This is a genomic window from Pseudomonas rosaeacicularis (assembly GCF_057128745.1).
Genome location: NZ_JBSKHT010000017.1, coordinates 120,060 through 134,747 on the forward strand (window position 1 = coordinate 120,060; position 14,688 = coordinate 134,747).

The 14,688-nt window shown below is 62.2% G+C and carries 12 protein-coding genes; 3 read left to right on the forward strand and 9 right to left on the reverse strand.

Annotation, left to right across the window (positions count from 1 at the left end):
* Positions 1 to 9 precede the first annotated feature (9 nt).
* The 3 genes from ACWKWM_RS21880 to ACWKWM_RS21890 all read right to left on the reverse strand — a co-directional run bounded on the left by ACWKWM_RS21880 (position 10) and on the right by ACWKWM_RS21890 (position 2,448).
* Positions 10 to 966 (reverse strand): DUF58 domain-containing protein, encoded by a 957-nt coding sequence (locus tag ACWKWM_RS21880; RefSeq protein ID WP_483848147.1) that lies wholly within the window; start codon positions 964 to 966, stop codon positions 10 to 12.
* The gene (locus ACWKWM_RS21885) at positions 963 to 1,880 is read right to left on the reverse strand and encodes an AAA family ATPase (protein ID WP_483848148.1); all 918 of its coding nucleotides are present in this window, start codon (positions 1,878 to 1,880) and stop codon (positions 963 to 965) included. The genes ACWKWM_RS21880 and ACWKWM_RS21885 overlap by 4 nt, the downstream gene beginning before the upstream one ends.
* A gap of 289 nt (positions 1,881 to 2,169) precedes the next feature.
* Entirely contained in the window at positions 2,170 to 2,448 is a 279-nt protein-coding gene (locus tag ACWKWM_RS21890; RefSeq protein WP_483838524.1) for a hypothetical protein, read from the reverse strand.
* Positions 2,449 to 2,620: 172 nt separating this feature from the next.
* Here ACWKWM_RS21890 and ACWKWM_RS21895 point away from each other — a divergent pair, with 172 nt between their 5' ends.
* Entirely contained in the window at positions 2,621 to 3,679 is a 1,059-nt protein-coding gene (locus ACWKWM_RS21895; RefSeq protein WP_483848149.1) for a patatin-like phospholipase family protein, read from the forward strand.
* Between the two features lie 272 nt (positions 3,680 to 3,951).
* On the opposite strand, the gene ACWKWM_RS21900 is transcribed toward ACWKWM_RS21895, so the two are convergent.
* The 6 genes from ACWKWM_RS21900 to kdpF all read right to left on the reverse strand — a co-directional run bounded on the left by ACWKWM_RS21900 (position 3,952) and on the right by kdpF (position 12,141).
* Positions 3,952 to 4,641: a response regulator gene (locus ACWKWM_RS21900; RefSeq protein WP_483848150.1), complete on the reverse strand. Its 690-nt coding sequence runs from the start codon at positions 4,639 to 4,641 to the stop codon at positions 3,952 to 3,954.
* Positions 4,642 to 4,690: 49 nt separating this feature from the next.
* The gene (locus ACWKWM_RS21905) at positions 4,691 to 7,348 is read right to left on the reverse strand and encodes a DUF4118 domain-containing protein (protein ID WP_483848151.1); all 2,658 of its coding nucleotides are present in this window, start codon (positions 7,346 to 7,348) and stop codon (positions 4,691 to 4,693) included.
* A 279-nt stretch (positions 7,349 to 7,627) separates the two neighbouring features.
* Entirely contained in the window at positions 7,628 to 8,194 is a 567-nt protein-coding gene (kdpC, locus tag ACWKWM_RS21910) for a potassium-transporting ATPase subunit KdpC (protein ID WP_483848152.1), read from the reverse strand.
* A gap of 68 nt (positions 8,195 to 8,262) precedes the next feature.
* Complete coding sequence (kdpB, locus tag ACWKWM_RS21915) at positions 8,263 to 10,260, reverse strand: potassium-transporting ATPase subunit KdpB (RefSeq protein ID WP_483848209.1); 1,998 nt, start codon at positions 10,258 to 10,260, stop codon at positions 8,263 to 8,265.
* Between the two features lie 85 nt (positions 10,261 to 10,345).
* Complete coding sequence (kdpA, locus tag ACWKWM_RS21920) at positions 10,346 to 12,040, reverse strand: potassium-transporting ATPase subunit KdpA (RefSeq protein WP_483848153.1); 1,695 nt, start codon at positions 12,038 to 12,040, stop codon at positions 10,346 to 10,348.
* Positions 12,041 to 12,045: 5 nt separating this feature from the next.
* Positions 12,046 to 12,141, reverse strand: coding sequence for a K(+)-transporting ATPase subunit F (gene kdpF, locus ACWKWM_RS21925; RefSeq protein ID WP_037009437.1), 96 nt, complete (start codon positions 12,139 to 12,141; stop codon positions 12,046 to 12,048).
* 525 nt (positions 12,142 to 12,666) lie between these two features.
* On the opposite strand from kdpF, the gene ACWKWM_RS21930 reads away from it, so the two are divergent.
* Complete coding sequence (locus ACWKWM_RS21930) at positions 12,667 to 13,416, forward strand: response regulator (RefSeq protein ID WP_483848154.1); 750 nt, start codon at positions 12,667 to 12,669, stop codon at positions 13,414 to 13,416.
* Complete coding sequence (locus ACWKWM_RS21935) at positions 13,413 to 14,459, forward strand: sensor histidine kinase (RefSeq protein ID WP_483848155.1); 1,047 nt, start codon at positions 13,413 to 13,415, stop codon at positions 14,457 to 14,459. Before ACWKWM_RS21930 ends, ACWKWM_RS21935 begins: the two co-directional genes overlap by 4 nt.
* Positions 14,460 to 14,688: the final 229 nt, after the last annotated feature.

The window sequence follows — 14,688 nt, forward strand, 5'->3', positions numbered from 1 at the left end:
GGCGCTCGTTCATGCTCGTGCGCCATACAACGCGAGGGCCCTGAGACAGGTTTCGCGATGCACATCGTCGCTGCCGACCGACGACAGAAAACCCGGTAAGCGCAACGCGAACGGCTGCTGGCGCTGCGACAGTTCCAACACCCAGTAACACAGCCGAGAAAGGCGCTCTTCGATGTCACCGCCCAATGCCATGAAGTCCAGGCACAGGTCATTGCCGCTCAGCTCGGTGAAGTCCTTGACCAGCAAGCCCTGACCTCGGGAATAGGCTTTCCAGTGCAGGCGGCGTCTGGAATCACCCGATTGAAACGCGCGCAAGCCCTGATAGTCATCCACGCCCTGCCCCCGCGTTGCCTGGCCCTGATCTTCGTCATGGGGCTGCGAGCCTTGCAGCAACGGCATCGCGCCAGGCACCGGACGTGGATAAATGAGCACTGTCTGCTCCAGATCGAGCCAGCTCCAGGCGCGAAAAATCCCCAGCGGGAATACGCTTTCTACACGCAGTCGCGGCGCACGCAGCCAACCCCGGCTCACGGCGGGCAAAGTCACTTCGGTCTCGGTCAGTCGGTCGGCGTCAACGTCGGTCTGCTGCAACTGCTCGCTGTCCCAACCCAAGGAGACCGCTTGATGACTGTGGCCGTTGCTTTCCAGACGCAGGCGCAACTGCACCGGTTCGCCGACAAACACCGAGCGCGCGGAACCGGCGCTGAGAATCAGCCCGCTGAGGTTGCGATAGGTGTGCAGGATGGCCAGGATCGCCACCGACAGCAGCAGGAAGGTCAGGCCATAGGCAAGGCTGTTCTGGTAGTTGATCGACACCAGCAGCATCAAAAACAGCACGAGCGCGTAAGTGCCACCGACGCGGGTGGGCAAAATGAAAATTCGGCGGTGATCCAGCTCGATTCGTGCAGCGGGGGGAATGCGTCGAACCACCCAGCGCTGCCAGATCGGTTTCAACCGTTCGATCAAAGCACCGGCACCTCACGCAGTAGCCATTGAACCAGCGCCCCGCCGCCATGCCCGGTGGGGTCGGTCCGTTCGCGCAAGCGATGGCCGATCACCGAGGGCAGAATCGCCTGGACGTCTTCCGGAATCACGTAATCACGCCCTACAAGCATCGCCCACGCCCGCGCCGCTGCAAGAATCGCCAGACTGGCCCGAGGCGACAGGCCATAGGCGAACTGCGGCTGGCTGCGCGTGGCATCCACCAACCGCAACACGTAATCGACCAGCGCGTCGCTGGCGCGTATTTGCCGGGCCTCGGCCTGCAGTGATGCCAGTTCGGCGTGGTCGATGATCGGTTCGATACGCGGCAACAGATCGCGACGCGATTCCCCGAGCAGCAACGCCTTCTCGGCCGAACGTGCCGGGTAGCCCAAGGACAGACGCATCAGGAAACGATCCAGCTGCGACTCGGGCAAGGCGAAGGTGCCGCCCTGGCTGAAGGGGTTTTGCGTGGCGATGACAAAAAAAGGATCGGGCAGCAAGCGGGTTGCGCCTTCGATGGTGACCTGGCCCTCTTCCATCGCTTCGAGCAGAGCGCTCTGGCTCTTGGGTGTCGCGCGGTTGATCTCGTCGGCCAGCACCAGTTCGGCGAAGATCGGCCCCGGATGAAAGGTGAATTGCCCGGTGTCGCGATCGAACACCGAAGTGCCGAGAATATCCCCCGGCAGTAAGTCGGAGGTGAATTGAATGCGTTGGAAACTTAAACCCAACACCCGCGCCAGCGTATGGCTGAGGGTGGTTTTGCCCATGCCGGGCAAGTCTTCGATCAGCAAATGCCCGCCCCCCAGCAGGCAAGTCATGGCCAGTCGCACCTGCGGCTCTTTGCCCAGGATCACTTCATTGATCGCGTTGAGACACGCATCCAGTTTTCTGCCCATTGGAAAATCTCTCCAGGCGACTGCTCATGGCGAATAGGACTGCGATAGAGGCCAGACGTGCAGCCACTTTAAAGTCAGCGTAGGCGTTTTCGCCAGAGGGGAATGGGGATTTAACGAGGAGATTGGAAGGTAGCGCGAAATTGATCGGTCCCAGGAACAGCGAGCAACCTGTGGGAGCGGACCTGTCCGCGAAGACTGAGGGTCAGACGCCGGAAATACGTCGGATGTACTGGCCCCTTCGCGGACAGGTCCGCTCCCACGGATATGGGAACGATCCAGTGCCGTTGGCTCAACGCCCGGCGCGGGACTCTTTGATGTAGAAACGCGCTTTCTCGGCCTTTTCCGAACAACCTTCGAAGGCTTCGAATTGCTGTTGGGTCTTGGCGCCGGTCAGCAACGACAGGGCTTTGGAGTAGCTGACGGTGCCGGCAAAGCCTTCGGCTTTGGCCAGATCAAGCTCATGCCAGGCGCTGTCCAGTTGCGTGGCGCAACTGTCGCGGTACGCGGTTTTCCCGGCGCAACCTGTGAGCATCAGGGCTAATAAGGGCAGGCAGATCCACGCTTTCATCGGGTGTTACCTCAACAAGGGAATTCAACAATGCGGCTTTGACGGTAACGTGCTTTAAAAGTGCCACGGTCGGGCCGCAGAGTAGCGGTTTTATCGCTTGACGGGGGTGACGATTTCAGAGGACACATGGACTGCTTCAAACTGTAAATCCATGACGACCGGGAAACGGCAGATGAAAAAACGAATTGCGCTGGTTTTGGGGTCAGGGGGCGCACGGGGTTATGCACACATCGGCGTGATCGAAGAGTTGGAAAGGCGCGGTTATGACATCGCCTGCATCGCTGGCTGCTCCATGGGTGCGGTGGTCGGCGGGATTTACGCGGCGGGCAAATTGCCGCAATACCGCGCCTGGATCGAAAGCCTGGATTACCTGGATGTGCTGCGGCTGGTGGACGTGAGCTTTCGTCTGGGGGCGATCAGGGGCGAGAAGGTGTTCGGGCAGATTCGCGAGATCGTCGGCGATATCAATATCGAAGACCTGCGCATCCCCTACACGGCAGTCGCCACCGACCTGACCAACCAGCAGGAAATCTGGTTCCAGGAGGGCAATCTGCATTCGGCCATGCGCGCTTCAGCCGCGATTCCAAGCCTGTTCACCCCGGTGATCCAGGGCAATCGCATGCTGGTGGACGGCGGGCTGTTGAATCCATTGCCGATCGTGCCGGTGGTGTCGGCCCATTGCGATCTGATCATCGCGGTCAACCTCAACTCCACCAACCAGTCCAATTACCAGCTGCCAGTGATAGAGCGCCCGCCCGCCGTGAAAAAGCGCTTTGACAGCCTGATCAATTCGATTGGCTCGCACCTGCCCTTTCGCCGCAAGCTGGAGGTGGTCGGTGGCGATGTACGGCGTCTGGAGCAGGACAGTTTGAAAGCGTCCGCCGCCAACCTGGGCAATCCTTGGCTGGACACCGAGTCGGCCGACCCGCAAGGCCAGCAACCGGCGGCTGCGCCTCAAGCGGCGGGCGCACCGAAGTCAGCCAGTGGTTCGATCATCGTCGACAACGTCGGGCCGGCATCCCTTCTGGACTTGATCAACCAGAGCTTCGAGGTGATGCAGACTTCCCTGGCCCAGTACAAGATCGCCGGTTACCCGCCGGACATCCTGATCAACGTCCCCAAACGCGTGTGCCGGTTCTTCGAATTCTACAAAGCGCCGGAATTGATCGCCCTGGGCCGAATGATCGCCAGCGACACCCTGGACCGTTATGAGCGTGAGCATGATCATTGATGCGCAATGATTGAGAAGTCGGGGGAAAATACCCTGTAGGAGCGAACTTGTTCGCGAGGCGTCTGACCTGACACACCGCGTAAACCCCCTCGCCAACATGTTGGCTCCTACAGGTTTTGCGGCGGACCCGAATGAAGCTGGCACCGCAGTTCGAATGTGGGAGCGGACCTGTCCGCGAAGGCGATGGCACGTGAGACACAGATGCATCGGATGTACTGACGTCTTCGCGGACAGGTCCGCTCCCACAAGGTTTGCGTTTGCCGTCGAGCGCGTCAGCCCTCCACCAACCGATACCCTACCCCCGCCTCGGTCACGATAAACCGCGGCGCGGCAGGATCATCGGCCAGTTTCTGGCGCAGATGCCCGACCACGATGCGCAGGTAATGGGTGTCTTCGGTGTGGGTCGGGCCCCAGATGTCCTTGAGCAGTTGCTGCTGGGTGATGACTCGTCCGGGATGCCGCGCCAGTTGCGCCAATACCGCGTACTCCTTGCGCGTCAGGCCCACTTCAACGCCGTCCAGCGACACCCGCCGATAGGCCAGATCCACCGTCAGCGGCCCGATCACCAAGGCCGACTCCGGCTGCCCACTGTCCGGCGCCTGACGCAACAGCGCCCGAATCCGCGCCAGAAACTCCTGAATCCCGAACGGTTTGGTCACGTAATCATTGGCCCCGGAGTCAAGCGCTCGGACCTTCTCGCCCTCGCTGGCGCGCACCGACAACACCAGCACGGGTACCGCCGACCACTCGCGAAACTCGCTGAGCACGTCCTGCCCGTCCATGTCCGGCAAACCCAGATCGAGCACCAACAAGTCAGGCTTGTTCAGTGCCGCCTGGCTCAAACCCTCGGTGCCGGTCCCGGCCTCAAGCACTTTGTAGCCCTGTGACACGAGACTGATGCGCAGAAATTTACGAATCTGCGGTTCGTCATCGATCACCAGAATGGTCGCCGTCTGGCTCATGGCTGTCCTGTCAGTACGGTTGAAAACACGAGCGTAACGCAACAATGACTCACAGCGCTTGTTCCCCTTCCTCGGGAGGTTGAGCCGGCAACGGCAGATGCAGACTGATGCAGGTGCCGCGCCCGTCGATGCCTTCGCCGACGCTGATGCGCCCGCCGTGGGCACCGACCATGCCCTGACAGATTGCCAGCCCTAAACCGGTGCCCTGCCCACCCCGGTCGCCACGGGCTGCGGTGTAGAACATATCGAAAATCTTCGCCCGCTCGGCTTCCGGAATGCCGGGGCCTTCGTCACTGACCGCGAACACCAATTCATTGTCCTGGGAGTGAACGGCCAGTTGCAGACGCCCATGCACCGGAGAAAAGCGCGCCGCATTTTCCAGCACGTTAACCAGCGCCTGCTCGATCAATGCCGCATGCACGTACAGCAGCGGCAAATCGGCGGGCAACTCGGTGCTGACGGCAAGCGGCGCCAATACCGCGCGCAAACGGTTCAACGCGCTGCCCACGATATCCCCCGGCGAGACCCAATCGCGCGCCAGTTTCAACGCCCCGTGGCCAAGACGCGTCATGTCCAGCAAATTCTGAATGTAGCGATCCAGCCGCTCGGCCTCATCGCGGGTGCCTTCGAGCAATTCGCGCCGGTCTTCCAGCGGGATGGCTTCGCCCAGCGCCAACAGGCTGTCGATGCTGCCGCGCATGGAGGTCAACGGGGTGCGCAGGTCGTGGGACACCGACGCCAGCAAGGCGCTGCGCAGTTGTTCGGTTTCGCCATGCAGACGCGCGGCTTCGAGATCGTCGGCCAGCCGCACTCGCGCCAGCGCCTGGCCCAGTGGCTGGCTCAGGGCAGTGAGCAGACGGCGACGCTGCGGGGTGAAGGTCTGCCCTTCTCGTGCGCAAACGCCCAGCAACGCCAGCGGCGCATCATCCACCCACAGCGGCAGCCACCACCAGCGTCCGGACGGCAAGGTGCCGGTGCCTTTGCCCGCAGGCTGCCCGTGTTGCCAGGCCCAGTCGGCGGCAGCGCGTTCGGATTCGGACAACTCAAGGAGACCGCCGATCTCCACCGCCCAGCCTTGTTGCCCGTCGGGGTTGAGCACGCACAGTTGCAGCTCTTTCCAGCCGCTCAGATGCTGCTCGGCGGCGCTCAACACAGCTTGACGATCAGTCGCAGCGGTCAGTTTGCGCGACAGGTCGAGCAACTCGCTGGTTTCTTCCTGGGTGTCGCGCAGCGCCCGCAACTGGCCCCGTTGCCGGGCGGCGAGATTGCCGGTCAGCGCGGCCATCAGCAGGAAGAACGACAACGTCAGCACGTCTTCTTCGCGCTGGATGCTCAGGGAGAAATTCGGCGGAATGAACAGAAAGTCGTACGCCAGAAACGATGCGACGGCGCACACCAATGCCGGGCCAAGGCTGCTGCGCACGGCGACCAGCAACACTGCCGCGAGAAACACCAACGAGATATTCGGCAGCGCCAGCACACTGGAGACCGCCCAGGCCAGGGCACTGGCGGCGACGGTTGCGAGCAAGGCCAGGCCATAGTCGAACCAGATCAGGGCCCGGGGCGAAGTCGAACGCGGTTGATCGGGACGCGCTTCGCTGTCGAGGACGTTGATTTCCAGGCCGTGGGCATTGCGCAACAGACGTGATGCCAGACCGCCGCCCAGCACCCTGCGACGCCAACTGGGCCGCGACTGACCGACGAGCACCAAGCTAGCCCGGCGTTCGGCGGCATGCTGGATCAGGGTTTTCGCCACTTCGGGCGCACGCAGCACCACCACTTCGCCGCCCAGACGTTCGGCCAATTGCTGGGCATTTTGCAGGCGGGTGCGCGCCAATTCGTCGAAGAATCGTCCGTTATCCACATGCACCAGGCTCCACGGCAAGTGCCGGCGCTGAGCAACGCGGCTGGCATGACGCACCAGACGTTCGGCTTGGGCGTCGCCGTCGATGCCGACCAACAAGCGACCACGCACCGCAGGCGCGGCTTGCCCCAACTGGCGATAACCCTGGGCCAGGTCGTTGTCGACTTGGGCTGCGGCGGTCTGCATCGCCAGTTCACGCAGGGCGGTGAGGTTGGTTTGCGAGAAGAATGCGTCAATGGCGGCGCGGGCCTGTTCCGGCACGTAGACCTTGCCGTCGCGAAGACGCTCGAGCAGTTCCCGGGGCGGAAGGTCGATCAGCACCAGCTCAAAGGCTTCCTGCAGTACCCAGTCGGGCAGGGTTTCGCGCACCTGCACGCCGGTGATGCCGCGCACCTGATCATTGAGGCTTTCCAGGTGCTGGACGTTGACCGTGGTGTAGACGTCGATCCCGGCCGACAACAGTTCCTGAATGTCTTGCCAGCGTTTGGCGTGGCGACTGCCGGGGGCGTTGCTGTGGGCCAGCTCGTCGACCAGTGCCAGTTTCGGCGCGGCCTTGAGCAGGCCGTCCAGGTCCATTTCTTCGAGCGTTACACCGCGATATTCCGAACGCAACAAAGGCTGTTGAGGGATGCCGCCGAGCAAGGCTTCGGTTTCGCTGCGGCCATGGGTTTCCACCACGCCGGCGATAACAGAGACACCCTGGCGCATCTGGGTATGGGCCGCCTGAAGCATGGCGTAGGTCTTGCCCACCCCAGGTGCCGCGCCGAGGAACACCTTCAGGCGCCCACGGTCATCCCGCGGCAAGTCCGCCAGAATCGCGTCGGCGCGGGTGGTTGAGTTCACGATAGTGGTTCCTTACTCATGGTTCCGGTCTACAGCAGGTCCTGTAGGAGCGAACTTGTTCGCGAAACGTAATGCCTGACACACGGCCTATACCGCCTCGCCAACAAGTTGGCTCCTACAGATCCAGCACCAGCCTGAAACGGCCGGTCCGTTCAAGATAGCCCTGGCAGCCCCAACCCCGTGGGAGCGGACCTGTCTGGGAAGCGCTGTCACGAGCGATGAAAATGGGTGACTGTACCGACGTCTTCGCGGACAGGTCCGCTCCCGCGAGCTCGTCGATCAATTCACGGATTTGGCAGACGGTAACTGATCCAGCGCCTGATTCAAGTTCAAAACGTTAACCACTGGCGGGCCGACCAGCGGGGTTTGGGTGTTGGCGTCGACGAGACCCTGCAGGGTCTGAGCCGAGACATGCCGCGCGGCCGCGACCCGGCTCACCTGATACGTCGCCGCAGCAGGCGACACATGCGGGTCAAGACCGCTGCCGGAGGTGGTCAACAGGTTCAACGGTACGGGCCCCTGCCCGTCTACCACGGTTTTCGCGGCATCATCTCCCACCCGTTGCGCCAGTGCAGGATTGCTCGGCGCCAGGTTACTCGCGCCGCTGGCCACTGTGGCATAAGCGCCAGCCGAAGGGCGCGGATGAAACCATTCCTCACCCGTGAAGTTTTGCGCAATCAATTGCGAGCCGCGCACTTTTTCCTGATCGTCATAGATCAGGCTGCCATTGGCCTGTTCGGGAAACGCTACCTGCGCAACACCGGTCACCACCAGCGGATAAGCCACGCCAGTGATCAGGGTCATCAGAACGATCAAACTTATGGCCGGACGAATTACAGTCGACATCATCAAATCCTCAATCCAGAAAAGTGGGCTGCGCATTCATCACCAGAGCTGCGCAGCGCCAAACACGATCAAACCAGGTGCAATGCCGTCAGGATCATGTCGATGGCCTTGATCCCCACGAACGGCACGGCAATCCCGCCCAGCCCGTAGATCAGCAAGTTACGACGCAGCAATGCCGCCGCACTCGCCGCTTGGACTCGCACGCCGCGCAGTGCCAGCGGGATCAGCACCACGATGATCAAGGCGTTAAAAACGATGGCCGAGAGGATCGCGCTCTGCGGGCTGGCCAAGTGCATGACGTTCAGCACCCCCAGTTGCGGGTAGATCGAGGCGAACAGCGCCGGCAGGATCGCGAAGTACTTGGCCACGTCGTTGGCAATCGAGAACGTGGTCAACGCGCCGCGTGTCACCAGCAATTCTTTGCCGATCTGCACCACGTCCAGCAGCTTGGTCGGATCGCTGTCCAGATCGACCATGTTCGCCGCCTCGCGCGCCGCTTGCGTGCCATCGTTCATCGCCATGCCGACGTCAGCCTGGGCCAACGCCGGAGCGTCGTTGGCACCGTCGCCACACATCGCCACCAAGCGCCCATCGTTCTGCTCCTGACGAATGCGCTCCAGCTTTTTCTCCGGCGTCGCTTCGGCCAGCACGTCGTCAACACCTGCTTCGGCAGCAATGGCAGCGGCAGTCAGCGGGTTGTCGCCGGTGACCATCACGGTGCGGATGCCCAGTTTGCGCAGCTCCTCGAAACGCTCGCGAATGCCGGGCTTGACCACGTCCTTGAGGTGAATCGCGCCTAACAGCTTGCCGTCGCCACACACCAGCAGCGGCGTGCCACCGGTCTTGGCGATCTTGTCGATTTCACGCGCCAGAACTGGCGGCAGGTCGTTGCGGTCGCGATCCAGAAACTTCAGCAGCGAATCCACTGCGCCCTTGCGATACACACGGCCGCCGAAATCGACACCGGACAAACGGGTTTCAGCGGTGAATGGCACTGGCGTCAATTGGCTCGGCGCAGGCTCGATCATCGGATGCAGAGCACGCAGATACTCGACGATGGATTTGCCTTCAGCCGTGTCGTCGGCCAAAGAGGCCAGCAAGGTGCCTTCGCTCAGCTCTTTGGGCGTCACACCGGGCGCTGCATAGACCGCCGCGCAACGGCGATTACCGAAGGTGATGGTGCCGGTTTTGTCCAGCAGCAGAACGTGTACGTCCCCCGCCGCTTCCACGGCGCGACCGGATTTGGCAATCACGTTCAGGCGCACCAGACGATCCATCCCGGCAATACCGATGGCCGAGAGCAGGCCGCCGATGGTGGTCGGGATCAGCGTTACCAGCAGCGCCACTAAAAACACCAACGGCAGGTTGCCACCGGCGAAATGGGCGAACGGCTGCAAGGTCACGACCACCAGCAGGAAGATCAGCGTCAGGCCGATCAGCAGGATATCCAGCGCCACTTCGTTGGGGGTTTTCTGGCGTTTGGCGCCTTCGACCAATGCGATCATGCGGTCCAGGGTCGATTCGCCGGGGTTGGCGCTGATGCGCACCATCAACCAGTCGGACACCAGCCGAGTGTTGCCGGTGACTGCCGAACGGTCGCCGCCGGACTCACGAATCACCGGTGCGGACTCCCCGGTAATCGCCGCTTCGTTGACGGCCGCGATGCCTTCGATGACCTCGCCGTCGCCGGGAATCATCTCTCCGGCTTCGACCCGCACCACGTCACCTTTGCGCAGCGTGCTGGCGTTGACCATTTCAAACGCGCCATTGCTGCCCTTGAGCCGCGCTTTCAAACCTTCGGTGCCAGCTTTCAAGCTGTCGGCCCGGGCCTTGCCCCGACCTTCGGCCAGTGCTTCGGCGAAGTTGGCGAACAGCACGGTGAACCAAAGCCACACGGCGATCTGCACCGCAACGAATGTCGGCACGGCCGGATCAGGAATCAGGCACAGAATCGTGGTCAGGATGGCGGTCAGTTCCACCACCAGCATCACCGGCGCACGTTGCAACTGGCGCGGGTCGAGTTTGACGAAAGCCTGAAGCAGCGCCGGGCGCCAAAGGTCAGCCATCCCGGTTTTGGCCGGTGCGGCCACGGTGGACGGCTCTTGGGGTGTTTTATTTGTAGCAGGAAGCTGCATGTTCATGATTCGCTCCTCAGAAGGCCAGGCTCAAATGTTCGGCAATCGGCCCCAGTGCGAGGGTCGGCAAGAACGTCAGCCCGCCCACCAGCAAAATGGTCACGGTCAACAGGGTCACGAACAGCGGGCCATGGGTCGGGAAGCTGTTCTGATTGAGCGGCGCGGTTTTCTTCGCCGCCAGACTGCCCGCCAATGCCAGTACCGGCAGGATGTAACCGAAGCGGCCAAGGAACATCGACAGGCTCATCAAGAGGTTGTGGAACAGCGTATTGGCACTGAAACCGCCAAACGCCGAGCCGTTGTTGGCGGTGGCTGAGGTGTAGGTATAAAGCAGCTGGCTGAAGCCGTGGGGGCCGGGGTTGCTCACCGAACCTGCCGGGCCGGGCAACGAGGCAGCCAGGGCGCCGAACACCAGCACGCCGACGGGCATCACGATCAGCGTCGCGACCAACAGTTTCACTTCTCGGGCTTGTAGTTTCTTGCCCAGATATTCCGGCGTGCGGCCGATCATCAGGCCGGCGAGGAACACCGCGATCAGCACGTTCAACAACATGCCGTAAAGGCCTGCACCAACGCCGCCGAAGATCACTTCGCCGACCATCATGTTGGCCAGCGCAACCATGCCGCTCAGGGGGTTGAGGCTGTCGTGCATGCCGTTGACCGAGCCGTTGGAAGCAGCGGTAGTCGCGCTTGCCCACAGCACGGTTGCGGTGGTGCCAAAGCGGGTTTCCTTGCCTTCCATTGGGGCGGCTTGCTCGACCGAAGCGATGTTCAGCGTCGGGTTGGGCTGATATTCGGCCCACAGGGCTGTGGCGCCGCCGATCAGGAACAACGCCAGCATGCAGGCGATGATCGCCCGGCTCTGGCGCAGATCTTTGACGTAATGGCCGAAGGTGAACACCAGCGCCACTGGAATCAGGATGATCGACACCAGCTCGAACAGGTTGCTCCAGGCCGTCGGGTTCTCGAACGGATGCGCCGAGTTGACGCCGAAGAAGCCGCCGCCGTTAGTCCCCAGTTGCTTGATCGCAATCTGGCTTGCGGCTGGGCCCAGCGGAATGGTCTGGTCGGCGCCTTGCAGGGTCACGACGTCCACGTAATGGGCGAAGGTTTGCGGTACGCCCTGCCACACCAGGAACAACGCCAGCACGATGCACAACGGCAGCAGCCCATAAAGAGTGGCGCGGGTCATGTCGGTCCAGAAGTTGCCCAGGTGTTGCGTCGAACGGCGGCTGATGCCACGGCAGAAGGCGACCAGCACCGCGATGCCGGTGGCAGCGCTGACGAAGTTCTGCACGGTCAGGCCAGCCATCTGGCTCAGGTAGCTGAGGGACGCTTCGCCGCTGTAGCTCTGCCAGTTGGTATTGGTGACGAAACTCATCGCGGTGTTGAACGCCAGCGACCACTCCATCCCCGGCAGCGCTTGCGGGTTCAGTGGCAGCGAGCCCTGAAACAGCAGGATCGCGAACAACGCAACAAAGCCCGCAAGGTTGAAAGCCAGCAGGGCCAGGGTGTAGGTTTTCCAGTTGTGCTCGACTTTCGGGTCAACCCCGGACAGGCGATAACAAATGCGCTCCACCGGCCCCATGACCGGGGTCAGAAAGGTACGTTCGCCTTCCATGACCTTGTAGTAGAAACGCCCCAGCATCGGTGCCGGCAGCAGCACCAGCGCGAAAAACGCGAGGATCAGCAGATAGTCGTAAGCGTGCATGGCCGTCACTCCTCGACCCGGCCGGCGCGCAACAGCGCCACCAGCAAATACACGAACAACCCTGCCGCCAACAGCAGAGACACCCCATCCAGAACGCTCATGAAAACTCTCCGTCATACGGCGATTGCCGCTTGAGGCCATTGTCGTCAGGAGGGGTGTAAAGGAACGAGAGCGAGGGCTGGGGCTGCGCATAAAGAATGTGTAAAGCCGAGGGCGAACACGGGCCCCGGACGGCGTAACGGCAAAATTTACAGGCTTGATTGACCGCTAAACCCATTGAAGCGGTTTTGTGGTCTTATCCAAATTTTCAGGCGCATACAAACCCGTGGGAGCGGACCTGTCCGCGAAGAGCTCGGTAGATTCGCCACACCTGTTGCGCCGGATGCACTGCATTCGCGGACAGGTCCGCTCCCACAAGTCCTGCATCGATGCCCAAACCCGAGCCGCTCACCACTTCACGCTTGAAGCTTGAAGCTTATCGCTTGTACCTTCCCTGATACATTTCCGACAATCGCTCGACACGCGTCCCCTGCACCCTTCCGCCCGACGCGCCAGCGCAGTAGCATGGCGGCGTCGTTCTTCACTCGCGGCCAGTCGATGGCGGCTCCACATGGCGGCAGCAGTTAATGCAAACACTTTCCGACAGCAACACCGCCACCGGCACTGACGACCGGCGCTGGACCACCCGCGCCCTGATCGTCGACGACGACGTGCCGATCCGTGAGCTGCTGTGCGATTACCTCGCGCGCTTCAACATTCACAGCACCGGCGTGACCGACGGCACGGCCATGCGCCAGGCGCTCTCGGAAGAAACCTACGACGTAGTGGTGCTGGATCTGATGCTGCCCGGCGAAGACGGCCTGTCGCTGTGTCGCTGGTTGCGCAGCTCGTCCGACATTCCAATCCTTATGCTGACCGCCCGTTGCGAACCCACCGACCGCATCATCGGCCTGGAACTGGGCGCTGACGATTACATGGCCAAGCCGTTCGAGCCGCGAGAGCTGGTCGCGCGCATCCAAACCATCCTGCGCCGTGTACGCGATGATCGCAGCGAAGAGCGCACCCACATCCGCTTCGACAACTGGCGCCTGAACAGCGTGTTGCGTCAGCTGACCGCGTCCGATGGTTTGGTGGTGCCGCTGTCCAACGCTGAGTTTCGCCTGCTGCGGGTTTTCCTCGAACGCCCGCGCCGTGTGCTTAATCGCGAACAATTGCTCGATGCCGCGCGGGGCCGGTCCATCGAGGCGTTCGACCGCAGTATCGATCTGCTGGTCTCGCGACTGCGGCAGAAGCTGGGGGATGACCCCAAGTCGCCGCAACTGATCAAAACCGTTCGCGGTGAAGGCTACATGTTCGACGCCAGGGACATCGGTTGATACGTTCGGCCGACACGCTCTTCGCCCGCCTGTTCGGCGGCGCGCTGCTGGCGATCATCCTGGCGCACATGCTGGCATTTACCTGGTTCAGTCATTACGGCTCTCCCCCCCCGCCCCCTCCTTGCGAGCAGTATCAACCTGGCGATTCGCAGGCGCCGCCCCTGCAGGGCAGACAGCGCGAACACCGTCCGCCGCCATTGGGCGGGCCAATCGTGCCGCTGATCTTTCAGTTCATCACTCTGATCATCGCCGCCTGGTACGGCGCCAAAGCGCTGGCTCGGCCGGTGCAGCGCATCAGTGAGGCCGCTGAACGCCTGAGTGAAAACCTCGACAGCCCACCGCTGCAAGTCAGCGGACCTCGGGAAGCGCGGCAGGCGGCCATGACCTTCAACCTGATGCAGCAACGCATTCGCGAACAGGTGCAGCAACGTGGGCGAATGCTGGCTGCGGTTTCTCACGATTTGCGCACGCCCTTGTCCCGACTGAAATTGCGCGTCGAGCAGATCGACGAGCCCAAGCTGCACGGGCAGATGACCCAAGACCTGAACGATATGATCGGCATGCTCGATGCCACCCTCACCTACCTCAACGAACAGCGCACCAGCGAGGCACTGCAATATTTCGACGTGCAGGCGCTGATCGAGTCGCTGACAGAGAACGCCCAGGACAACGGCGATGACGTGCAGAGCAGCGGGCAATGCCGACCGCTCAAGGCCCAGCCCATGGCGTTGCGCTCGTGCCTGAACAACCTGATCGACAACGCCCTGCGCTATGCCGGGCATGCCCGGATCGAGATCGAGGATTCCTTGGTCAGCCTGCGCGTGCGGGTCGTCGACAACGGGCCGGGCATCGCGGAAAACCTGCGTGAAGCGGTGTTCGAGCCGTTCTATCGCCTGGAAGGCTCGCGCAACCGCAACTCCGGCGGTGTCGGCATGGGCATGACCATCGCCCGCGATGCCGCCCGACGCATGGGCGGGGAATTGCGCTTGGAAGAAACGCTCGGCGGTGGGCTGACTGCGGTGCTTGATTTGCCTCGCGCCTAGCGACACGGCTCGCCCAAACCCGCTTCTGCCCGAAGGCGGAGGCGTTCTGCAACCGGTGCTTCTGCCGAAGGCGTAGGAGTCCGGCTTGCCGACGATCTGCCGGGCACCGGCAGCAAAACCAGCGCATGCGGTCCGTCAGGCAAAACTACGCCGCCTGGATTCAGGACTGCTGCGCAGCCCATCGCCGACAAGTCAGGCTCCTACGCCCTTCGGGCAGAATCAAAAACAC